This is a genomic window from Actinoplanes sp. CA-131856 (genome assembly GCF_050956135.1).
GTDB lineage: Bacteria > Actinomycetota > Actinomycetes > Mycobacteriales > Micromonosporaceae > Actinoplanes.
Genome location: NZ_CP191849.1, coordinates 4118010 through 4140338 on the forward strand (window position 1 = coordinate 4118010; position 22329 = coordinate 4140338).

The following is a 22329-nucleotide window of genomic DNA, read 5'->3' on the forward strand; positions in this document are numbered from 1 at the left end:
CTGCGAATCGCCGTTAACTTTCTGGCACGTTTCCGCATGGTGTCAAGGCCGTAATTTCTCATCTCGATGCGAATATGGCCTCACCGGTAGGCTGTGCCGATGCGCACCGCAGCCATGGATCAGCCCGCCCGCAAGCGGCCGAAAGATCGCAAAGCCCAGCTCGCCACCGCCGCGGCCGAGCTGTTCTGCGAGCGCGGATATCACGGCGTGGGGCTCGACGACATCGCGTCCGCGGTCGGCATCAGCGGGCCGGCGATCTACCGGCATTTCGACAGCAAGTACGCGATCCTCGTCCACGCCACACGGCAGCTGGTCGATGCCGCCCTGTCGGCCACCGACCGGCCCGGCGACGATCTGCTCGGCCTGTTCAAGGCCCTGGCCCGGGTGGTCGTGGAGAACCGTCGAGTGGCCGGACTCTACCAGTGGGAGTGGCGATATCTGTCTGGCGACGACCGGCGTCTGTTCCAGGCCGACCTCGACGTCCTGTTCCGGCGGCTCGGCGAGCGGCTGACGGCGAAGCGCCCCGACCTGTCCGGGGCGGATGTCGGCGCCTTGGTCCGGGCCGCGCTCAGCGTGATCGGCAGCATCGGCACCCACCGCTCGGCCATCGCCAAGGGCCGGGCCGAGCAGGTGCTCCCGATCCTCGCCATGGCGGTGGCGCACGGCCTGCCGCCCACGCCGGCCTACGTCACGTTCACCTTCGAGCCGGAGATCAGGGTCAGTGACCGCCGGGAGATCATCCTGGCCGAGTCGGTGCGGCTCTTCCGTAAGTTCGGCTATCACGGGGTGAGCATCGAGCAGATCGGGCAGCAGTCCGGCATCAACGCCTCCAGCGTCTACCGCTACTTCCCGGGCAAGGCCGAGATCCTGGCCGCCGCCTTCTACCGCGCCTCGGCCCGGGTGGCCGAGGCCACCATGACCGCCCTCAACGGCGCCACCGGCGATGAGGACGCCCTGCGCCGGATGGCCGAGTCGTACGTGGACCTGGCCTTCGAGCGGGCCGACCTGGTGTCGGTCTACCTGGCCGAGTTCAGCAACCTGCCCGAGTCCGACCGGCACGAGCTGCGCAAGGTGCAGCGCCTGCACGTCGAGGAGTGGGTCCGGCTGCTGCTGGCCGTGCGGCCGAGCCTGCCCGTGGCCGAGGCCCGGGCGATGGTGCACGCGGCCCTCAACGTGGTCACCGACCTGAGCCGCTGGGTGCGCTTCGATCGCCGCTCCCGCATGCACGAACACCTCGCGGGCACCGTCCTGACCATCCTCAAGGCGTAAAAAAGTTAGTCAGGATTCGCATAGAAGGGCCGTGGGCCTTCCGCAATAAGTTAACCGGCGTTTACAGTGCGGCCCATGAATGCGTCCGAGTTGACCGTTCCCACCCTGCTGCATCGCAACGCGACCGAGCACGGCGACCGGCCCGCGCTCAGCGTGCTCGGCAAGCCGGAGACCTTGACCTGGCGGCAGCTGCGCGACGAGGTGGCGGCCCTGTCCCGCGGCCTGGCCGACCTCGGCCTGCGACCGGGCGACCGCATGCTCATCATGATGTCGAGCCGGCCCGAGCACTGGCTGGTCGACCTGGCCGCCGTCCATCTCGGCGCGGTGCCGTCCACTGTGTACGCCACTCTGCCCCCGTCGCAGCTCGAATATCTGGCCCGGCACAGCCAGGCCACGATCGTGGTGCTGGAGGGGGCGCAGGAGCTCGAACGCTGGGAGCCGATCCTGCCCTCGCTGCCGGCGGTCAGGCACGTGGTCGTGGTCGAGGGCACCTCCCACGTGTCGCTGCGCAGCGTCGCCGAGCGCGGCGCCGCCCTGCACCGCGACGATCCGCAGGTCTTCGAGAAGGCCTGGCGCGAGGTCCGCCCGGAGCAGCCGGTCACCCTGCTCTACACCTCGGGCACCACCGGCGACCCGAAAGGTGTGCTGCTCAGCCACCACAACGTCATCTATCAGTCGGTGGTGCTGGAGCAGACGGTCGAGACGCCGCCGCACTCGCCGTCGCTGGCCTATCTGCCGCTGGCCCACATCGCCGAGCGGATGCTCGGCGTCTACAACCCGATCTACCGCGCCGGGCACGTGACCATCTGCCCCGACCCGGCGCAGCTGCTGGCCGGCCTGGTGGCGCTGCGCCCGGTCACCTTCTTCGGGGTGCCGCGCATTTGGGAGAAGATGGCGGCCGGGGTCGAGGCCCAGCTGGCGCAGGCGCCGCCCGAGGTCCAGGACGCCGTTGCCGCCGCGCGGGAGGTGGCCTTGCAGGCGTACCACCTCAGAGCGGCCGAGAAGCCGGTGCCGGACGACCTCGTGGCCCGGCTGGCGGCGGTCGACGCCGCCGTGCTGAAGCCGATCCGGGCCCGCCTGGGCCTGGACAACATGATCTGGGCGGGCAGCGGGGCCGCGCCGATCCCGGTCGCGGTGCTGCACAGCCTGGCCGGCATCGGCGTCGACGTGCTCGAGGTGTGGGGGATGACCGAGACGACCGGCACGGCGACGATCAACACCCCAGGCCATTTCCGTACGGGCACGGTCGGGCGCCCCAATCCGGGAATGGAGGTCCGGCTGGCCGCCGACGGCGAGATCCTCGTACGGGGACCGTTGGTGTGCCTCGGATATCTCGGCGCCGACGGCGGGGTCGAGCCCATCGTCGACGCCGGCGGCTGGCTGGCCACCGGCGACGTCGGCACGCTGGACGACGAGGGCTACCTGACGATCACCGACCGCAAGAAGGAGCTCATCATCACCTCGAGCGGGAAGAACATCTCCCCGGCCCGCATCGAGAGCCTGCTGCGGGCGCACCCGCTGATCGCGCAGGCGGTGGCCATCGGCGACCGCCGCCCCTACGTGACAGCGCTGATCGTGCTCGACGAGGAGACCCTGCCCGTCATCACGCCGCAGCGGCTCCCGACGGCGGCCACCGACCCGGGCGTGCTGGCGCAGATCACGGCGGCCGTGGAAGCCGCCAACAGCAAGCTGTCCCGGCCCGAGCAGGTGAAGACGTTCCACATCGTGCCCTTGGCCTGGACGCCCGAGAGCGGCGAGCTCACCCCGACCCTGAAGCTGCGCCGCCGGGTGGTGTCGGAACGGCACGCGGGCGCCATCGAGGAGCTCTACGAGGGGCCCAGGCCCGAGATCTCGTAGCCCCGCGGATAGCCGGGATAGGTGCGGTTGTGCCGTGACACGCCCAGCACCGACTCCCGGCGCGGCGGAAGGAAACGCAGGGCGCCGGCCCGCGCGCGCAGGCCGGCGCCGGCCACGCCGGTGACCCAGCGCGGGGCCGGGCCGAAGCCGAACGCGCGCAGCATCGGCTCGTCGAGCATGCCGCGCACGCCGAGGCGGGCCGCGGGCCGCAGGAACGGCGGGAACCAGGAGGCGAACAGGTTCACCGTGTATTCGCCGATCTCACGGTTGGTGGCGGTGAAGCGGAAGTGCTCATTTTCGTACGACCGCTTGAAGCTCCTGAAATCGCCGAAGGCGGACGGGATGTCGCGGATGCCCATGCGCCGGCCGACCTCGCGGTAATAGAAGAACGCGGCCAGGCGCTCGTTGTCGTGCAAGGGGCGCCAGCCGTAGCGGTCGAGCCAGTCGATCGGGTCGTAGACGAATGTGGACAGCACGTAGAGCATGTCGTCGTTGGAGATGGCGTAGCGGCCGTGGACCCGGTTCACGACCCGCAGCGCCTCCTTGCCGCGCGGGGAGTCGTAGCCGTGCGCGGCCATCTCGGCCATCAGCAGCGCGGTGTCGTCGTAGCGGCGCTGGGGCCGGTCGCGGAACTCGCCGGTGGCGGCCAGCAGGCGCGAGATGCTGGGCACGCAGTACGTGCGGAACAGCGCGAACTCCAGCGCCCTCGTATAGTCCCAGGGAAACTCCAGGCCGGCCGAGATCTGGTAGATCTCGAGGTGGTCGCGCTGCGGGTCGAGCGCGGCGATCCGGTGCGCCCGCTGGTAACGACGGCTCACGCGCCTGCCTCCGATTTGATATTTGATATGGTCGGCCGGTGGACAGACCTCAGCTGGCCGACGAGGTTGCGGCCACCCTGCGCGAGCGCATCATGTCGGGCGAGTTGAGGCCCGGCGACCGCGTCCGGCTCGAGGAGGTCGCCGGGCAGCTCGGCGTCAGCATAACGCCGGTCCGTGAAGCTTTGCTCACCCTGCGCGGCGAGGACATGGTCGAGCTCCAGCCCCGCAAGGGATACGTCGTCGCGCCGCTCGATCGCCAGGACATCGTCGACCTGTTCCAGCTCCAGGGCGACATCGCCGGCGAGCTCGCGGCCCGGGTCGCCCTGCGCATCACCGAGGCCGGCCTCGCACAACTGACGCTGGCCAACCGCACGCTGGCGCGCTCGCGGCGCACGGCGGACATCGAGCGGCTGGAGTACGAGTTCCATCGCACCGTCAACCGCATGGCCGAGGCGCGCAAGCTCAGCTGGTTCCTGCACACCGCCACCCGATACACGCCGGCGCGCTTCTACGCGGCCGACCCCGGTTGGCGGGCCGGCATGCGGACCGACCACGACGAACTGCTGGCTGCCTTCGAGTCGCACGACGCCGACAAGGCGCGGACCGTGATGACCCGGCACTTCACCGACGGCGCCGAGCGCCTCGTCACGCATCTGGAGAAGCGCGGCGTCTGGACGCGTGCCTCAGCTGAAACGCGGCCCGCGCCCGGCTGAGGGCCGTGGCGCTGCGGTCGAGGCGCATGAGGTCGATCGGCGGCGAGAAGCGCTGGCGCGTCATCGATTGCGCCCGGCTGAACTCGCGTAGCCCGTCGGCGCCGTGCACGCGGCCGAATCCGGAGTCGCCGACGCCGCCGAACGGCAGCGCCGGCACGGCCGCGAAGCCCAGCACCGAGTTGATGGACACCGCGCCGGTGCGCAGCCGCCGGGCGACGGCGACCGCCGTCTTCCGATCGCGGGAGAACACCGAGGCGGCCAGGCCGTAACGGGTGGCGTTGGCCCGCGCGATCGCCTCGTCGAGGCCGTCGACCGGGTTGACCACGAGGGTGGGCCCGAAGGTCTCCTCGGTCACCGCCACGTTGTCCTCCGGCACCTCGGCCAGCACGACCGGCGAGACGTACGGCGGTGTGACCGATTCCGGGCCGCCGACGACCGGCCGCGCGCCCGCCTCGACGGCGGCGCCGATGTGCCGGCGCACGATCTCGACCTGGGCCTCGGTGGTCATACGCCCGTAGGGCCCGTCCGGCTCGCCCGGGTGCACGGTCTCGGCCAGCGCGCCCAGCCGGGCCAGGAAGTCCTGATAGACCTCGCGCACGACATAGACACGCTCCACGCCGGCGCACGTCTGGCCCGCGTTGCCGAAACCGCCGAACGCGGCCGCCCGCACGGCGGCGCCGAGGTCGGCGTCGGCGGCCACGATCATCGCGTCCTTGCCGCCGCCCTCGATGACGACCGGCGTCAGCGTCTCGGCGCAGGCGGCCATCACCCGCCGGCCGGTGGCGGCCGACCCGGTGAACGTCACCTTGTCGACCCCGGCCCGGCACAGCGCCGCGCCCACCGAGCCGTCCCCGGTCACGGTCTGCAGGACCGGTTGCGCGCCCGGCCACGCGGTGGCGAGCCACTCACCGGTGCGTGGCGTGAACTCGCTCGGCTTGAAGACGACGGTGTTGCCCGCGGCCAGCGCCGAGGCGATGGCGCCGAGCGGCGTGTAGACCGGATAGTTCCAGGGGCCGATCGCGGCCACCACACCCAGCGGGTGATATTCGACGGTGGAGGCCTGGTTGGCGGCCAGGATGCCGCTGCCGACGCGGTGGCGGCGCAGGACCTTTCCGGCGTGACGGGCGGCCCAGTCGAGGTTCTCGACCGCCAGCATCACCTCGAGGACCGCGTCGGCCGTGGGCTTGCCGGTCTCGGCCGAGATGACGCCGGCCAGGTCGTCGACGCCGTCGGCGATGGCGCGCTTGAAGGCCAGCAAGCGCTCGCGCCGGCCCCGGAAACCGAGCCCGGACCACCACGCGGCGGCCTCGCGGGCCCGCCGGACCGCGGTCTCCACCGATTCCTGTACACCGAGCGCTGCCGTCACGAGGGCCCCCTCAGATTTGATATTTGATATGTTACGTTCGCTGTCAATGCCCGCCACCACCTGCGAAAGGTCGGACATGGCCATTGATCTCAGTGATGAACAACGAGCCTTCACGGCGGCCCTGGCCGAGTTCGCCCGCCGTGAGGCCGGCACCCGTGAGCAGCGCGGTCCCACGCCGCACAACCAGGGCCTCTACGACCGGATGGCCGACCTCGGCTGGCTCGGCGTGTCCGTCCCGGAGACGTACGGCGGCGCCGGCGGCGGCATGGTCGACACGTGCCTGTTCCTCGAGCAGCTCGGCTACGGCATGGTCCCGGCCGGCGGCTTCGCCACCTCGGCCATCGTGGCCGGCGCGGTCGAGCGGTTCGGCAGCGAGGCCCAGAAGAAGACGATCCTCGGCGGCACGGCGGGCGGGCGCGTCTTCTCGATCGCCATGTCCGAGCCCGGCGCCGGCTCCGACGTCGCCGCCGTGGCCTGTCGTGCCACGGCCACGCCCGACGGCGGATATGTCGTCGAGGGTCAGAAGACGTGGTGCTCGAACGCCCACATCGCCGACGCCATCCTGCTCGTGGCCCGCACCGGCGGCAGCGCCGGCGACCACGACGGGCTCACCATGTTCCTGGTGCCAGCCGGCGCCGAGGGGCTACGGGTCAGCGGCATCGACACGATGGGCGGCCGCGAGGTCAACGACCTCTACTTCACCGACTGCCACCTGCCGGCCGACGCCGTCGTGGGCCAGGTGGGGGCCGGCTGGAAACAGCTGATGGCCGGGCTCAACCTCGAACGGCTCATCCTGGCCGCGCTCATGCTCGGCACCGCCCGCCGCGCGTTCGACGACACCTTGGCGTACATCCGTGAACGCAAGCAGTTCGGCCGCCCGGTCGGAACCTTCCAGGTGATGCGCCACCGCGTCGCCGACCTGGCCACCGAGATCGAGTGCTGCCGGCTGTTGGTCTACGACACCGCGGCGAAGGTCGACCGCGATCCCGATCGGGTGCTGCCGCGGGAGAGCTCGATGGTCAAGCTCAAGACGACCGAGGTGGCGCGGGAGACGGCGCTGGCCGGCATGCAGATGATGGGCGGATACGGCTACGCCACCGAATACGACATGGAGAAGCACGTCCGGGCCGCGCTGATCTCGACCGTGTACGGCGGCACGAGCGAGATTCAGCGCGACATCATCGGTAAGACGTACGGGCTCTAGTTCTACAAGGGACGGGACAGGCGGTAGTAGGCCGAGTTCCACCGGACGCGATCGGTGAAGTCGTGCGTGGTGGTGTTCTCGTCGATCAGCAGCAGCTCGGTCTGGAGCATGGTGGCGAAGTCGCGCAGGGTCTCGGCCGAGGCCGACTGCGTGAGAACGGTGTGGTGCGGGCCGCCCGCGGTCAGCCAGCACTCGGCCGACGTGGAGAGCGACGGCGCGGGCTTCCACACGGCCCGCGCCACCGGCAGCGCCGGCAGTGGCTCGTCGGGCGCGGTGACCTCGACCGCGTTGGCCACCAGGCGGAACCGGTCGCCCATGTCGACCAGGCCGATGACGGTGCCGGGGCCGGGAGCGGCGTCGAAGACCAGGCGTACGGGGTCCTCGCGGCCCCCGATGCCCAGCGGGTGGATCTCGACGCGCGGGCGGTCGGCCGCGATCGACGGGCAGACCTCGAGCATGTGCGCGCCGAGGATCTTCGGCTCGCCCGGCCCGAAGTGATAGGTGTAGTCCTCCATGAAGGAGGCGGCGCCACCCATGGCCTTCACCGCGGCCAGGAGCGCCGAGGTCTTCCAGTCGCCCTCACCGCCGAAGCCGTACCCGTCGGCCATCAGCCGCTGGACCGCGAGGCCCGGCAGTTGCCGCAGCCCGCCGAGGTCCTCGAAGTTCGTGGTGAACGCGCCGAACCCGCCCTCGGTGAGGAACTGCCGCAGGCCGGCCTCGATCCGCGCCGCATACCGCAGCGACTCGTGCCGGTCGCCGCCCCGGGCCAGCTCCGGCGCCAGCTCGTAGGCGTCGGCGTACTCGGCCACGAGAGCGTCGACCGCCTCGTCGGCCACGGCGTCCACCACCGCGACGAGGTCGTTGACCCCGTACGTGTTCACCGAGACCCCGAAGCGCAGCTCGGCCTCGACCTTGTCGCCCTCGGTGACCGCGACGTCCCGCATGTTGTCGCCGAACCGGGCCAGCCGCAGCGTCCGCAGATGCTGATAGCCGGCGGCGGCCCGGATCCAGGCGTCGACCCGCTCGACGACCGAGGGGTCGCCGGCGTAACCCGCGACCGTCTTGCGCGGCACGCCGAGGCGGGCCTGGATGAAGCCGAACTCCCGGTCGCCGTGCGCGGCCTGGTTCAGGTTCATGAAGTCCATGTCGATGGTGGCCCACGGCAGCGACCGGTTGTGCTGCGTGTGCAGGTGCAGCAGCGGCTTGCGCAGCGTGTCCAGCCCGGTGATCCACATCTTGGCCGGGGAGAACGTGTGCATCCAGGCGATGACGCCGATGACCGACGGGTCGGCGTTGGCCTCGAGCATGGTCCGGCGGATGGCGGCCGAGTCGGTCAGCACCGGCTTGCCGACGATCTCCGCCCTCAGCCCGCCGGCCACCAGCAGCTGCTGGATGTCGGCCGACTGCGTGGCGACCTGCTCCAGGGTCTCGGGACCGTAGAGGTGCTGGCTGCCCGTCAGGAACCAGATCTGGGGCTTCATTTGACAGGCTCCTGTCCGTAGACGTTCTGGTAGCGCTCGTAGAGCGAGTCGATGTGGTGCTGCTCGATCGGCAGTGGCGTGCCGAGCTGCCGCGAGAGGTGGACCGTGCGGGCCACGTCCTCGCACATCACCGCGGCCTTGACCGCGTTGCGGGCGGACGAGCCGATGGTGAAGACGCCGTGGTTGCGCATGAGGACGGCGGGGGAGCGGTGGCCGCGCAGCGTCTCGACGATGCCGCGCCCGATCGAGTCGTCGCCGATGAGCGCGAACGGGCCGACCGGGATCTCGCCGCCGAACTCGTCGGCGATCATCGTGAGGACGCAGGGGATCGCCTCACCGCGGGCGGCCCACGCCGTGGCGTACGTCGAATGGGTGTGAACGACGCCTCGCACATGCGGCATGTGCTTGTAGACGTATGCGTGCGCGGCCGTGTCCGAGGAGGGGCTGAGCTCGCCGTCGACCAGTTCGCCCTCGAGGTCGGTGACGACCATCGCCTCCGGCGTGATTTTGTCGTACGACACCCCGGACGGCTTGATGACGAGCAGATCGCGGCCCGGCACCCGGGCCGAGACGTTGCCCGCGGTCCACACCACGAGCTGGTTGCGGGGCAGCTCGGCGTGCAGGTCGGCGACCTGCACGCGCAGCTGCGCGATCGTGTCGCGGACGTCGGTCGTGACGGTCATCGGTGGTCCCACGCCTTCCGCTGGATGGCCCGCAGGCGGCGCATCACCTTGCTGCCGCCGCGGCCGAAGTAGTCGTGCAGGGCCGAATATTCGGCGTACAGCTCGTCGTAGACCGCCGCGGCGGCCGGATCCGGTTGGTAGACGGCGCTTTCCACGCGGCCCATCGACTCGGCCGCCGTGCGCACGTCGGGGAAGCACCCGGCGGCGGTGGCGGCGTGGATGGCCGAGCCGAGCGCCGGCCCCTGATCGGAGCCGATGACCGAGAGCGGCATGTTGAGCACGTCGGCGTAGATCTGCATGAGCAGCCGGTTCTTGAGCAGGCCGCCGGCCGCGATGAACTCCCGGACCGGCACGCCGGCCTCGGTGAACGTCTCCACGATCTTGCGGGTGCCGAAGGCGGTGGCCTCGATCAGAGCCCGGTAGATGTCTTCGGGCTTGGTGGCGAGGGTTTCGCCGATCAGCAGACCGGACAGCTCGTGGTCGACCAGGACGGACCGGTTGCCGTTGTGCCAGTCGAGCGCGATCAGGCCGTGCTGGCCCGGCCGCTGGGCGGCGGCGCGCTCGGTGAGAACCGCGTGGCTCCACTCGTCGCCGAGCCGGTCGACGTAGTGGCCGAAGATGTCGCCGACGCCGCTCTGCCCGGCCTCGTATCCGTAGAGGCCGGCCACGATGCCACCGTCGACGACCCCGCACATGCCGGGGACCTCGCGGATCTCGTCGCCGTTCATGACATGGCAGGTGGAGGTGCCCATGATGGCGACCATCTGGCCCGGGTCGAGGGCGCGGGCGGCGGCGCTGGTCACATGGGCGTCGACGTTGCCGACGGCCACCGCGATGCCGGCTTTCAATCCGGTCCACTCGGCGGCCTGCTCGGAGAGCACGCCGGCCTTCTGGCCGAGCTCGCCGATGGGCTGGTCGAGCTTGTCGGCCACGAAGTTGGCGAAGTCTCCGTTGAGCCCGGCGAGGAACTCGGGCGAGGGATAAGCGCCGTCCTGGCGGATGCCCTTGTAACCGGCCGTGCAGGCGTTGCGGACGTAGCTGCCGGTGAGCTGCCAGACGATCCAGTCGGCGGCCTCGACCCAGCGGGTCATCGAGGCGTACGCCTGCGGATCCTCCTCGAGGATCTGCAGGGCCTTGGCGAACTCCCACTCCGAGGAGATGAGGCCGCCGTAGCGGGGGAGCCACGCCTCACCGCGTTCCGCGGCGAGAGCGTTGATGCGGTCCGCCTGCGGTTGTGCGGCGTGATGTTTCCAGAGCTTGACGTACGCGTGTGGGCGGCTCACCCACTCGGGGAGCTCGTTGAGCGGCGTGCCGTCGTCGAGCGTGGGAACCATCGTGCACGCGGTGAAGTCGGTGCCGATGCCGACGACGTGGGCCGGGTCGACGCCGGCGGCCTCGATGGCGGCGGGCACGGCGTGCTTGAGGACATCGACGTAGTCGGAGGGCACCTGCAGAGCCCAGTCCGGGCCGAGGGGAGTGCCGTCGGGCAGAGCCTCGGTGAGCACGGCGTGCTTGTAGTCGTGGACGGCGGAGCCGAGCTCGGCCCCGTCCGGCACGCGGACGACGACCGCCCGGCCGGACAGCGTGCCGAAGTCGACCCCGACGGTGTAACGCGGTTGATCAGGCATGAGGGGAGCACCTCCACGAGGCGCGCTCTGTTAGCGATAACATCACGCGACGACGCGGCGCGAAAAGGGGAGCGCCTTAGGTCGTGTGAACGCTAACAGACTCGGGCGTCCGGCGGTATACCCCAGTTTCAGGAGTGTTAACGGTTCTCCAGTCGTTCGACTCATGCCGGGCCGGGCGGCCGGATCCAGGCTGGTGGCATGTCTTCTCTGCTCGAGTACCTGCGCGACACCGATACCGTGATTATCCAAGTGGAGGGCCACCGCACGCCGATATGGGCGGTATGGGCCGATGGCGCCGGCTACATCCGGTCGTCGCACGGGGCGGGTTCGGCCTGGTACCGGCGGGTCGCGGCGGCGGGTGCGCTGACGTTCGTGACGCCGGACGGGCCGATCCCGGTCACTGTCGAGTTGGTTGGTGACGACGGCGCGTGGGAACTCGTCGACCGGGCGTACGAGGCGAAGTACGGCGACCAACCCCGGTTCTTGCCTCTGCTGCTCGCGCCGCCGGCGCGAGCCACGACGACGCGGGTCGCGCTCCTTGCGAATGGTCGCTAACTTCCCGCGCTGAGGCGACTGCGGCCGTCTTCCCGCGCTGAGGCGATTCCGGCCGCTTTCTCGCGCTGAGGCGACTCCGGTCGCGGCCTTCTTACCGCGCTAACGCGACTCCGGTCGCGGCCTTCTTACCGCGCTAACGCGACTGCGGCCGGGGCCGTCAGGGCGCCGCGGCGTTGCATGGCGGCGATGCCGAGGGCGCCCGCGGCGCCCACGGCGGCCAGCAGGGCGAACGGGGCCCAGCGCAGGCCGGCCGGGCCGAGGTCGAGCAGGCTGCCGGTCACGGTGCTGATCACGGCCGCGAGCAGTGACGACACCAGATAGAAGAAGCCGTAATACGTGCCGACCAGGCGCTCGCTGCCGACCGCCGGGATCAGCTCCATCATGAACGGGTTGGCGATGGTGATGCCCACGCTGAAGACCGCGGTGCCGAGCAGGGCCGGCATCCCGGCCATCAGCGCCGACGTCAGGGGGAGGGGCTCGCCGGCGCTCGCGGTCAGCGGCGCGGCCGCGGCGATCGGCAGGAAACCGGCGCCGATCAGGGCCAGGCCCAGGGACATCGACGTGCCGGTAGACCATCGGCGCTTGCAGGCTTTCGTCAGGCGTACACCCGCAATCAGACCGACGACCGTGGAGACGATGAAGACCGCGCTCACGGCGGCCGGATGGCCCGTGACCCGCTGCGCCTCCAGTGGGAGGGCCAGGTAGAGCTGGTTGAAGAGGGCGAAGTAGGCGGCGCCGGCCAGAGTGAAGCCGAGGAAGCGCCGGTTGGTGAAGACCCGCCGCCAGGCCTGCAGAACGCCGTGCTCCGGCGCGGGGCGTTGCACGCCGGGCAGGACAAGGGCCTGCGCCACCGTGAGGACGCCGAAGATGACGCACGCGGTGGCCGCGACGATCCGGAAGTCGACGCCGAGCAGCAGCGCGCCGATGACCGGGCCGAGGAGCGTGCCGGCGTTGCCCCACAGGTTCAGCAGTGTGAACGTCTCGGCCCTTCGGCCGGGAGACTCATGCATGAGGTACGTCTCCACGGCCGGGCTGAAGATGGCGCCCGCGACGCCGGTGAGCGCGGTCGCGGCGATGATCCCGGCCGGGGAGGTGACCGTGGCGAGCAGTCCGAAGGAGACGACCCGCAGGCCGCAGCCGAGCATGATGAGCGCCCGCGGGTCGACGCGGTCGGCCGCGGTGCCGCCGAGGATGTAGAGACCCTGCTGGCACAGGGTGCGGATGCCGAGAACGGTGCCGACCAGCGCGGCCGCGAAGCCGAGGTCGTCGCGCAGATAGGTCGCCAGGAACGGCAGCACCATGTAGAAGCCGAGGCACAGCCCGAACTGGTTGACGACCAGCATCCGCGCGGCGGGCGTCAGCGTGCCCTTCGTGTTCTCCACCGCCGAAAGTTAAGCGACGTTCGCGGTGTGACGCCCGCGATTGTCGCGAGCGTCACGCCGCTATATTGCAACTGCAAACTTATGGCAACAGTGCGTCGTTGCTCCTGGACTTTGTTACTCGCAGACGACGCCGTCGTTGTCGCGGTCCTGGTACCAGTCGTACTCGGGGTCCTGGCCCTTGTAGTAGGGGCCGTAGCCGTCGGCTTTCGCCTTCGTGCACGACGAGTAGCGCGGGTCGGTGCCGCCTCCGCTGTCGTCGTCGCCGGGGTCATCCGCTGGGGGATCGTCAGCCGGCGGTTCCTCGTCGTCGCCGCTCCGCTCGCAGGCGACGCCGTCGCCGTCGCGGTCGAGGGCCTTGCGGTAGCCGGGTTTGCCCTTGCTCAGTGGGCCGGGCGCGTCGGCGCAGGTGGCGTAGTAGACGGCTTTCGTCGTGGTGGGTTTCGGGGTGGGCTTGCTGGTCTTGGTGACCGGTGCTTTCGTGGCCGGCGTGGCGGCGGCCGGGGTGGTGGCCGGGGTTGTGGCCCTCGTCGGGGACGCCGTCGCCGGGTCGTCGGTGGGGGTGCTCGGCACGTCGGCCACCTGCTGGGCCGCGGCGGTCTGCTCTTTGTCGGTGGGGTTGCCGGTGTTGGAGTCGGGTGCGAAGACCGCGACTCCACAGAGGCAGAGGGTCAGGGCGCCGATCACTCCGAGGGTGACCTTGTGCCAGGCCTTCCATCGCGACGGCGGTTTCGGCGGCTTCAGGCCCGGCGCCGCGAGGTACGGCATGGTGGGCGGGGCGCCGGGAGCGCCGTGTCCGGGTTCCCCTTCCACGGGCTGGCCGTAGGCGTCGACAGGCTGCCCGTAGGCGTCCATGGGTTGGCCATACGCGTCCATGGGCTGTCCATGCGCATTCACGGGCTGTCCATGCGGGTTCATGGGCTGGCCGTGCGGGTTCATGGGCTGGCCGTACGCGTCCATGGGCTGGCCTTGGGCGTCCACGGTGCGGGCGTAGGGGTTCGGTGGCTGGCCGTACGGCTGTCCAGGTTGGACGTAGCCGGGGACCGGCGGCGGTGAAGTGAACGGCGGTTCGCTACCGGTCTGGCCGGGCGGCACCGGTGGCTGCCGGTCCGGAGGGACGGCGCCGTGGCCTTGCCACGGATCCTGTGCTGGAGGCGGGTTCACCCGGGTGAGCATGGTGAAGGCCCGTCGAACGCATAACCCGCCGACCGGATGTGACCGGCGTCCATGAGTGGAGGTGCCCCGGCTGAACGGGCGATCCGTTCCAGCTCATCCCGGAACGCGTGGGCGCCTTCGGCATCATCCGCCCGTCACCCGATCGGTTAATGGGCGCAGGTGGCGATGCTGCAGAAACGGCGCCGGCCGGTGTCGTCGAGGAAGAGCCAGCCGCAGTTCGCGCCGGGGCACGCGCACACGGTGAACCGGCGGGGATCGGCGAGCAGCTCGGCGGCGGCGTTCGCGGCCGCGTGCAGTGGTGTCTCCAGACCGGCGGCGGGGGACAGTACCCAGCGGGGAAGCCCCGAGCCGTCCCGGGTGAGGACGGACGCCGACCGGGCGGCCTGAGCGAAGCCGGCGACCGCGGTGAACGCTCGTTCGTCGCCGGGATCGGTCAGTAGGGCGTACAAAAGCGAACGCAGTCTCTTGGCCTTGCCGAGAACCGACGCCGCGGCTCGCGGCCCGCGGCGAGCGAGTCGCAGCAGCGCCGAAACCGTGCCCGCGTCGACCAGGCCCACCTGCTCGGACCAGGCGGCCAGCGCCGCATAGCCGCCCAGCCAATCCCCGCGCGAGTTGGGCGGCCGTCCCCACCCCGCGTAGGTGTTGCAGAACTCGAGGGCCGGGTGGCCGCCGACGTTCCAGGGAAGCCATTCATCACGGATCCGCACCGCGTAGGCCGGCGCCGCGGGCCGGTCGAGCCGGGGATCCCGCCGGGCGATCCGGTGGCGAAGCTCCCGGAGGGCGTCGCCGGGCGCGATGTCGAGGTCGGCCCGCAACGCCTTGGCGGTCAGGTCATAGCGGTGCAGGGCCTCGGACGTACGCCCCAGCCGATGGAGCGCCGTCATGAGCAGAGCGACGAGATTCTCCTCGCCCGGATGTTGCTCGACCACCGGGTCCAGTGTGGACACCATGCGTTCGTGCCCGCCGATGGCCAGCAGATCCTCGGCCTGCTTGGCGGTGGCGCCGAGCCATTGACGACGCAGCGAGGCCCCGAGCCGTTCCCGCAGCCGATCGTCCGCGACGTCCGCGAGCAGCGGCCCCCGCCACAGGCCGAGCGCCTCATCCCAGAGGCGCACCCGCTCCACGGCGTCGGTGCCCTCGGCCGCAACCCGGCTCCGCTCGGCGAAGTCGTCCAGATCGAGCCGATGCCCGGCCGGGTCGATCCGATATCCGTCGTGCCGGGTCTCGATGGTGAGCCCGTGGTCAGTGAGGGTTCGGCGCAGCCGCCCCACATAGGTCTGAACGGCACCCCGAGCCGACGCCGGCGGCATCCCGTCCCAGAGCAGATCGGCGATCCGCTCGGCACCGACGACGGATCCGCGCGCAAGCAGCAGAATCCCCAGCAGACACCGCTCCTGCCGCCGATTGCCCACCGCGACCCGGCGCCCGCCATCCCAGGCCTCGAACGGCCCCAACAGCCAAAACTCCATCACATCGAACCCTATAACGGCCGCCCCTCAAGACCACTCGACGACTTCGGAGTCCCCTGACGCCCCGAGTCCTTCACCGACGGCTGTCCTGACGCTCCGAGCCCTTTGCCGACGGCTGTCCTGACACTCCGAGCCCTTTGCCGAGGGCTGCCCTGACGCCCCAGTGCCTCACCGGCGGCCTGACCTGGCCAGACCTCCCCACCACTTTCGCTGCCGGTCTGTCCTGGCGACCTCTCCCATGCCGCCATTTCCGCCTGGCCACCCGCCGACTCCTCGCTCAGGGCGCCTCCCACAGGGCGCCCTCCCTCAGAAGCCGATACCAAGAGCCTAGCCTCCTAGGATGCAGAAAGACTGTGACCGTCTCCTCGCGTGCGCTCTTACTTAGCGCGCGCACACCTGCGGCGGCGTGCTCGTCCGCTTCGTGCGGAATGCCGGTCTGGCTGGTGAGCGGATGGTGAGTGGCGCCGCGCAAGGTGGGCCGATGCGTCGAACAATCTTTGCGGCCGTGCTGGCCGTCTCTCTCGTTGCCGGTGCGGTTTCGCCGGCCGCCGCTACCCCCGCCGGGCCTGCCAAGGGCGTCGACGAGGGATGGGTGCCGGCCCCTACTCCGCCGTTCTCGCAGGTGGCCGGGCTTACCTGTGATTTCGCGTTCCGCGCCGAGCCGGTGGTGGACGAAGTGGTGACCAAGGTGCTGCGGCGCTATCCCGACGGGGCCGTTCGGTGGGATGCCTACAAGGGTGCGCTCGTGGTGCGCGTCACCAACAGCGGGACCGGACAGTCGTACGACGCTGATGTCAGTGGCAGTGCCGTTGTCGAGCACACGGCCGACGGGGGCGAGACGTGGAACGTGGTCGGGCCGGTGTTACTCGGGGTTCGCGACGGCGGCGGGAACATTCCGCGGGGGCTGTGGGTGATCGACGGGGTGTACCGGCTGGAGATCTCGGCCTCCGGTTATCGGACCGTCACGATGCTGCACGGGCGGCGGGACAACGTATGTGACCATCTGTCTTAATCGGACTTCCGGTCTGGCTTTGTAGGCATCCGCGTACTTCAATGGTCGGTGTCCGGGAGCCGAGCGTGGGAGCGAGCATGACCGAGTCGTACGGATGGGTGCCGGAAGGCGTGGACATCACGGTGCCGGATGCCTCGCGGGTCTACGACTACACGCTGGGTGGGGTGCACAACTTCGCGGTCGACCGGGAGTTCTGGCACCGGGTCGAGACGATGTTTCCCGAGGCTCGCCTGGTGGCGCGGGCCAACCGGGCGTTCCTCGGGCGGGCCGTGCGGTGGCTGAGCGAGCGGGGTGTGCGGCAGTTCCTCGACATCGGGTCGGGCATTCCGACGCTCGGCAATGTGCACGAGGTGGCACAGGACGCAGACCCCGAGGCCCGTGTCATGTACGTCGACATCGACCCGATCGCCGTGCAGCAGAGCCGCAGTCTGCTCGCCGGAAACCCGTACGCCAAGGTCATCGAAGCCGATCTGCGTAAGCCGGACGGAATCCTCTACCACCCCGAGGTTCTCGACCTTTTCGACTTCTCCGAGCCGGTCGCCGTGCTCACCGTGGCCGTGCTTCACTTCGTGCCGGGCGAGGCCGACCCGGCCGGCATTCTGCGGCGGCTTGGTGAGCCGCTCGTCTCGGGAAGTTATCTGGTCGTCTCACACCTCGGGCCGGAGGTGACGCCGGAGGGTCGCGAGGCTCAGGAGCGGGCCCGCAAGTTGTACGAGAAGACGCCCACCCCGGTCGTGATCCGCACCAGGGAGGAGATCGCCGCGCTGATCGGCGACGACTTCGAGATCGTCGAGCCGGGCGTGGTCAGCGCGACCGAGTGGCACGCCGACCCGGACGAGTCCGGCGACCCGCCGCAGCACACCGCGCTCGTCGCGCTCGCCCGGAAGAAATGACCACGCGGGATCCCCTGGCGGGGATCACTGACGATTGGTTGCGCGGGGTCGTCGCCGCCGGCTTCGTTCCGGGCGTACGGTCTCGGGCCCGCGCCGCCTTGAGCGATTTGCTGGAGGAGTTCGTCGCGGCCGTGCGGGCGGAACCCTTCGACCCCGCACCGGGCGCCCGCATCGGAGCCGAGCTGGTCGACCTTCGGATGTCAGCGCCGCCCGTACTGGGAACGACCGTTAACTTGTTCGCCGGCCGCCTGCCCGCGGCGATAGCCGGACCGGACGGCGAGGAGACCCGGGCGCGGATCCTCGCGTTGCTCGAAACCTTGACCACCGGTTTCGTCGCGGCGCAGCGGGACGCCGCCCTGCGGGCCGCCGAGGAGATGAACCGCGCCGAGAAGATCCACTGGCGCGGGGTGCAGGTCGATCTTCAGCAGCGCTTGCAACAGGCGCTGCTGCATCGGCCCGACACGGGACTGCCCAACGAACAGCACCTGCGGAAACACTTGGCCGAGGTCATCGCCGCCCGGTCCGGCGAGCGGCTGGGGCTCTGCCTGGTCAGCCTCGACCGCTACGACGAGGTGACGGACACCCTCGGGCACGAGAACGGAGTGCGGCTGCTGACCGAGGTGGCCCGCCGGCTGCGCCCGCTGGGCTTCCTGGCCCATCTGGCCGACGACCAGTTCGCGATCCTGCTCGCCGGCACGACCGGCGTGGACGACGTCATCAAGGTCGCCGACCGCGCGTCCCGGCTGCTGGCCCAGCACGTGGCGGTGACCACCGGCGTGGTGGAACGACCGGCCGCGGGCACCGACCCGGACGGCTGGCTCCACGACGGCCGCCTCGCCCTGCGCTGGGCGGACCAGGACGGACAGGGCCCGAGCTTCCTCGGACCAGGCCGGGCTGGTTACACACCGGACGGCGCTGAACGCGGACGGGGCGACAGGGGGAAGAGCGCGTCCGCCGGAGGTCGCGGGCCGGGTGTCTTCGAGGCGGGACGGGCCGAAAGTGACCGTCGGCGGCATCGGCTGGCGGCTGCCATTCCGGCCGCGCTCGCGGCGGGGGAGTTCACGCTGCATTACCAGCCGTTGGTGCGGCTCGCCGACCGGACGGTGATCGGGGTCGAGGCCCTGGCCCGGTGGCACCGGCTCGAGCCGCGTCAGTTCATCGCGATGGCGGAGCGAACAGGCGTTGTTAACGAGCTCGGCCGGAACCTGCTCGAGCAGGCGTGCCGGGCGGGAGCCGTACGGGCGGATCTGCGAATGAGCGTTAACGTGTCGCCGATCCAGCTGGCCGCGCCGGGTTTGGTGGCCGCTGTCGCCGACATCCTGCACCGCACCGGGATGCCGGCCGGCCGCCTGCAGCTGGAGATCACCGAGACGGCCGCGGTCATCGAGCACCGCGCGGTCCTGGAACGGCTCGCCGCCCTTGGTCTGCGGCTCGCCCTGGACGATTTCGGGACCGGCTACTCCAGTTTGGCCGAGCTCGCCACGTTGCCGTTCGCCGAGGTGAAGCTGGCCGCCGAGTTCCTCGCCGCGCGGGAGCGGGTGGAGTTTCTGCGGCACGTCGTCGGGCTTTGTCATTCGCTTGGGGTGACCGTCACGGCCGAGGGGATCGAGAGCGGCGCGCAAGCACGGGCGCTCAGTGCGGCCGGCTGTGATCACGGGCAGGGATATCTGTTCGGGCGGCCTGTGGCGGAGCTTCCCTAGGCGGCTGTCCGCCATCCGACATCGCGGGCGTTCGGCGGTTTCCGCCGCTCATCGGGAATATGTTTGATCCGCAATCCCGGGAAGAATCACAGCCGCGGCGGAACCTGTCCTTTCACCAGATCGGGAAACGCCATGAAAACTCATTCCATTCTGCGCCGTCTCGCCGTGGTGGTCTCGGCCGCCGTCCTTGTGATCGCGCCGACCACCGCGGCCCAGGCCGCGACCATCACCTATCGCAGCGAGCTCAACCACAAATGCCTGGAGCTCTACAACTTCAACAACGCGAACGGCGCCGACGTCGTCACCTGGCAATGCTGGGGTGGTGCGAATCAAGGCTGGTATTGGGACGGCCAATACATTCGCAACGCGATGAACAACAAGTGCCTGGAGATCTACGGCTTCAACGGCGCCAACGGCGCGAAGGTCGTCCTGTGGGACTGCTGGGGTGGCGCCAACCAGAAGTGGTACCGCGACGGCAAGCAGATCCGCAGCGTCATGAACCACAAGTGCCTGGAGATCTACGCCTTCAACGCCAACAACGGCGCCAAGGTCGTGACCTGGGACTGCTGGGGCGGCGCCAACCAGCAGTGGTACTAGGAGCCGTACGGCCAGGGGGACGGCCCGGCGCCGTTCCCCTGGTGTTAGGTCGCGATCTATACCGTGGTCCGCGTGGTGCAACGAGTGCTGGTCCTGGTGATCGTGTTGGCGGCTCTGACCGGTTGTCAGAGCGACGAAGACAAGGAGGCCGCTGTACGGGCCGAGATCTTCGCCGCGATGAAATCGGTGCCCGGCGTGCAGCGCTCCGCGGTCGAGACCCGGGCCGGTGACGACGGTGTCGGGGTCGACGCCGAGGTCACTGTGACCCCGGCCGTCGGGCAGGTCGCCGAGACCGTCAAGCGGGTGCGGGCCGTGCTGATGGAACCGGAGGAGGTCGACGGCGTGTCGCTGAAGCTTTTCGTCAAACGGGGGCAGAACGAGCATGACGGCCGCTGGTACGACGGGACCGCCTCCTCCGGCCAGTTCGACCAGCAGGCCGACCTGTGGGGCCGGACCATCGAGAGTGGCGACTACCGGCGGGTGGGCGTGATGTCGCAGCCGTCCACCCGGTTCCTGATCTTCGCCCAGGGCTGGGCGGGGGACGCGGCGAAGCGGCCCACTGCTTCCGCTGCGTACAGGGAAATGGTGGAACTCAGCGCCAGCGCCAATCTCGGTTTGACCGACATCGGGGTGAGTGCCGCGCCTACCGAACAGGTCCGTGTGGAGAGTGACGGCACCGAGGCGCTGCCCGAGTCGTTGCTGGTCGCGGCGGAGAAGTTCGGCGCTGTGCCGGAGGTGTGGGTGCTGCGGCGGCGCACCGGGCCGCATCTTCAGGTCCGGCTTTACGGAAAGGTGACCACTCAGGAACGGGAGCGGGTCATCGGCACTCTCCGTGAGGGCGGGCTGCTGACAACGGATCTTGAGGTGTACGAGGGGACGGGTACCTCGCGGCGTCTCTGGCCGACCGCCTGAGGCGGGCCTCGAGAGCGGCCGTGCGGCGGCGGTCGATCAGGGCGTACGCGCCGGCGGCGTCGGCCAAGACGCCCAGGACGACCAGCAGCGGCGTCATGTGTGTGTTCAGGCCGTCCACCGTGACGGCGCCGAGGAGCAGGCCCACGGCGACGATCGCGGCGACCGTGGCGCCGAGAACGCGGACCGCGGCCGCCACAGGCAGCCGGAACACCGCGGGCAGCCGGAACACCGCAGTCAGCCGGAGCACCGCGGGCAGCCGGAGCACCGCAGGCAGCCGGAACACCGCAGGCAGCCGGAACGGCGCGGGCAGCCAGAACATCGCGGGACGCTGGGACATCGCGGGCCGATGGGACATTGCGGGCAGGCGAGGAACCACGGGCAGCCGGAGCACCGCGGGCAGCCGGGACACCACGATCAGCGTTGGCAGGGCCAGGCCGGCTGCCAGCAGCAGGAACACTTCGGCGCGGAGGAGGGATGAAGGGGTCAGCGCGAGCCCGTGTGCCAGCCCGAAGACGGCCGCGACGAAGGGCTCACGTCCGCTGAAGAGGGGGCGGATCGCGTGTGCGGACGCGGCGAGGATGCCGGTTGCGATGGTTGCTGCTACCAGCCGGGCCGGCGGGTGTACGGGTGAGAAGGCGCCGAAGGCCATGGTTGTCGCGAACGCCATGACGGTCGGCCCGATCTGGGTCACGGGCGTGCGCGGTCCGGCGAGCATTGGTGCCGCCGACAGGAGAACGAGGATGAACAACATGTCCGGCAACGCAATCATGGGAAAGAAGAGTTCTTTCCCGGAATCATCGACAAAGAGGAGCGGAAAAAGCAAGTGCAGATTTTCATAGGTGCGGCACAGCTATTTCCCACGCAATTTTGACGAAAATCGGTTGCCGCTAAAAGGGCGGGCGAGCAGGCTGTCCGCCATGCTGCCACCTGAGACCATCGAGGCCGGCGATCTCGTGCTCCGGCGCTGGGTGCCCGAGTTCGCCGACGAGGCCACCGCCGCTGTGCGTGAGTCGCTGACCGAGCTTGCGCCCTTCATGCCGTGGGCGTCGGGCGCCTACGATCTCGACGCCTCCCGCGACTTCATCAAGAGGTCGGCCGAGAAATGGGACACGGCCACCGAGTTCAACTATGCGATCTTCACTGCGGCCGGGGAGCTCGCCGGGTCGATCGGGCTGATGACCCGGCGCGGGCCCGGCCAGTTGGAGGTCGGCTACTGGATGCGGACGCGGTTCGCCGGTCGTGGGCACATGACCACGGCGGTCCGGGCCGTCAGCGAGGTCGGGCTCGGTCTGCCCGGGGTCGAGCGGGTGGTCATCCTGCACGACGCCGCCAACGGTGCCTCCGGGGCCGTCGCCGCCAAGGCCGGCTACACCGAGGTCGAGCGGGTGGCCCGTGAGCCCGAGGCCCCGGGCGAGACCGGCGTCGACGTCGTCTGGGAACGGGTGCGTCAGGAGCACTGAGTGCTCGGCGCGACGACGTATCGGCGCTGTCGTTCTCGGCGCGACGGCGTATCGGCGCTGTCGTTCTCGGCGCGACGACGTGCCTGCGCTGTCGTTCTCGGCGCGACGGCGTATCGGGGCAGTCGTTCTCGGCGCGACGGCGTATCGGGGCAGTCGT

20 protein-coding genes are annotated in these 22329 nt (G+C 70.2%); 11 read left to right on the forward strand and 9 right to left on the reverse strand.

The annotated features are described in order from the left end of the window. Positions 1 to 99 precede the first annotated feature (99 nt). Both ACQP2X_RS19005 and ACQP2X_RS19010 read left to right on the forward strand, forming a co-directional pair. Entirely contained in the window at positions 100 to 1269 is a 1170-nt protein-coding gene (locus ACQP2X_RS19005) for a TetR/AcrR family transcriptional regulator (protein WP_498698751.1), read from the forward strand. A 75-nt stretch (positions 1270 to 1344) separates the two neighbouring features. Further along, complete coding sequence (locus tag ACQP2X_RS19010) at positions 1345 to 3126, forward strand: AMP-dependent synthetase/ligase (RefSeq protein ID WP_498698753.1); 1782 nt, start codon at positions 1345 to 1347, stop codon at positions 3124 to 3126. Here the strand turns inward: ACQP2X_RS19010 and ACQP2X_RS19015 are convergent. Next, positions 3096 to 3944: an oxygenase MpaB family protein gene (locus tag ACQP2X_RS19015; protein ID WP_498698754.1), complete on the reverse strand. Its 849-nt coding sequence runs from the start codon at positions 3942 to 3944 to the stop codon at positions 3096 to 3098. The genes ACQP2X_RS19010 and ACQP2X_RS19015 overlap by 31 nt on opposite strands. A gap of 38 nt (positions 3945 to 3982) precedes the next feature. On the opposite strand from ACQP2X_RS19015, the gene ACQP2X_RS19020 reads away from it, so the two are divergent. After that, positions 3983 to 4657, forward strand: a complete 675-nt coding sequence (locus tag ACQP2X_RS19020; RefSeq protein ID WP_498698755.1) for a GntR family transcriptional regulator — start codon at positions 3983 to 3985, stop codon at positions 4655 to 4657. On the opposite strand, the gene ACQP2X_RS19025 is transcribed toward ACQP2X_RS19020, so the two are convergent. Then, entirely contained in the window at positions 4590 to 6023 is a 1434-nt protein-coding gene (locus tag ACQP2X_RS19025) for an aldehyde dehydrogenase family protein (RefSeq protein ID WP_498698757.1), read from the reverse strand. The genes ACQP2X_RS19020 and ACQP2X_RS19025 overlap by 68 nt on opposite strands. 76 nt (positions 6024 to 6099) lie before the next feature. On the opposite strand from ACQP2X_RS19025, the gene ACQP2X_RS19030 reads away from it, so the two are divergent. Beyond that, positions 6100 to 7227 carry an acyl-CoA dehydrogenase family protein gene (locus tag ACQP2X_RS19030; protein ID WP_498698759.1) on the forward strand — a complete coding sequence of 376 codons (1128 nt, stop codon included), beginning with the start codon at positions 6100 to 6102 and terminating at the stop codon, positions 7225 to 7227. A gap of 2 nt (positions 7228 to 7229) precedes the next feature. On the opposite strand, the gene araA is transcribed toward ACQP2X_RS19030, so the two are convergent. From araA to araB, 3 genes are read right to left on the reverse strand one after another with little or no spacing between them, the layout of a single operon-like run. Beyond that, positions 7230 to 8708 carry an L-arabinose isomerase gene (araA, locus tag ACQP2X_RS19035; RefSeq protein ID WP_498698761.1) on the reverse strand — a complete coding sequence of 493 codons (1479 nt, stop codon included), beginning with the start codon at positions 8706 to 8708 and terminating at the stop codon, positions 7230 to 7232. Continuing rightward, positions 8705 to 9391, reverse strand: a complete 687-nt coding sequence (locus tag ACQP2X_RS19040; protein ID WP_498698763.1) for an L-ribulose-5-phosphate 4-epimerase — start codon at positions 9389 to 9391, stop codon at positions 8705 to 8707. The genes araA and ACQP2X_RS19040 overlap by 4 nt, the downstream gene beginning before the upstream one ends. Further along, positions 9388 to 11019: a ribulokinase gene (gene araB, locus ACQP2X_RS19045; protein WP_498698765.1), complete on the reverse strand. Its 1632-nt coding sequence runs from the start codon at positions 11017 to 11019 to the stop codon at positions 9388 to 9390. Before araB ends, ACQP2X_RS19040 begins: the two co-directional genes overlap by 4 nt. A gap of 198 nt (positions 11020 to 11217) precedes the next feature. On the opposite strand from araB, the gene ACQP2X_RS19050 reads away from it, so the two are divergent. After that, a complete protein-coding gene (locus ACQP2X_RS19050) occupies positions 11218 to 11574 on the forward strand; it encodes a DUF2255 family protein (protein WP_498698766.1) in 357 nt (118 codons plus the stop codon). Positions 11575 to 11699: 125 nt separating this feature from the next. Here ACQP2X_RS19050 and ACQP2X_RS19055 read toward each other — a convergent pair whose 3' ends face one another. The 3 genes from ACQP2X_RS19055 to ACQP2X_RS19065 all read right to left on the reverse strand — a co-directional run bounded on the left by ACQP2X_RS19055 (position 11700) and on the right by ACQP2X_RS19065 (position 15598). Next, a complete protein-coding gene (locus ACQP2X_RS19055; protein ID WP_498698767.1) occupies positions 11700 to 12956 on the reverse strand; it encodes an MFS transporter in 1257 nt (418 codons plus the stop codon). 114 nt (positions 12957 to 13070) lie between these two features. Continuing rightward, positions 13071 to 13829, reverse strand: coding sequence for an excalibur calcium-binding domain-containing protein (locus tag ACQP2X_RS19060; RefSeq protein WP_498698769.1), 759 nt, complete (start codon positions 13827 to 13829; stop codon positions 13071 to 13073). A 446-nt stretch (positions 13830 to 14275) separates the two neighbouring features. Then, complete coding sequence (locus ACQP2X_RS19065; RefSeq protein ID WP_498698771.1) at positions 14276 to 15598, reverse strand: BTAD domain-containing putative transcriptional regulator; 1323 nt, start codon at positions 15596 to 15598, stop codon at positions 14276 to 14278. 406 nt (positions 15599 to 16004) lie between these two features. Here ACQP2X_RS19065 and ACQP2X_RS19070 point away from each other — a divergent pair, with 406 nt between their 5' ends. From ACQP2X_RS19070 to ACQP2X_RS19090, 5 genes are all read left to right on the forward strand, one after another. Beyond that, positions 16005 to 16610, forward strand: coding sequence for a hypothetical protein (locus ACQP2X_RS19070; protein ID WP_498698772.1), 606 nt, complete (start codon positions 16005 to 16007; stop codon positions 16608 to 16610). A gap of 77 nt (positions 16611 to 16687) precedes the next feature. Continuing rightward, the gene (locus ACQP2X_RS19075) at positions 16688 to 17503 is read left to right on the forward strand and encodes an SAM-dependent methyltransferase (RefSeq protein ID WP_498698773.1); all 816 of its coding nucleotides are present in this window, start codon (positions 16688 to 16690) and stop codon (positions 17501 to 17503) included. A 98-nt stretch (positions 17504 to 17601) separates the two neighbouring features. Further along, positions 17602 to 19203, forward strand: a complete 1602-nt coding sequence (locus tag ACQP2X_RS19080; protein WP_498698776.1) for an EAL domain-containing protein — start codon at positions 17602 to 17604, stop codon at positions 19201 to 19203. Between the two features lie 132 nt (positions 19204 to 19335). Then, on the forward strand, positions 19336 to 19800 hold the full coding sequence (locus ACQP2X_RS19085; RefSeq protein WP_498698779.1) for an RICIN domain-containing protein: 465 nt from the start codon (positions 19336 to 19338) through the stop codon (positions 19798 to 19800). A gap of 72 nt (positions 19801 to 19872) precedes the next feature. Beyond that, positions 19873 to 20712 carry a hypothetical protein gene (locus ACQP2X_RS19090; RefSeq protein WP_498698781.1) on the forward strand — a complete coding sequence of 280 codons (840 nt, stop codon included), beginning with the start codon at positions 19873 to 19875 and terminating at the stop codon, positions 20710 to 20712. Here the strand turns inward: ACQP2X_RS19090 and ACQP2X_RS19095 are convergent. Then, positions 20618 to 21535 (reverse strand): HupE/UreJ family protein, encoded by a 918-nt coding sequence (locus ACQP2X_RS19095; protein ID WP_498698782.1) that lies wholly within the window; start codon positions 21533 to 21535, stop codon positions 20618 to 20620. The two genes, ACQP2X_RS19090 and ACQP2X_RS19095, sit on opposite strands and share 95 nt — an antisense overlap. A gap of 94 nt (positions 21536 to 21629) precedes the next feature. Here ACQP2X_RS19095 and ACQP2X_RS19100 point away from each other — a divergent pair, with 94 nt between their 5' ends. Continuing rightward, positions 21630 to 22172: a GNAT family N-acetyltransferase gene (locus tag ACQP2X_RS19100; protein ID WP_498698784.1), complete on the forward strand. Its 543-nt coding sequence runs from the start codon at positions 21630 to 21632 to the stop codon at positions 22170 to 22172. Positions 22173 to 22329 lie beyond the last annotated feature (157 nt).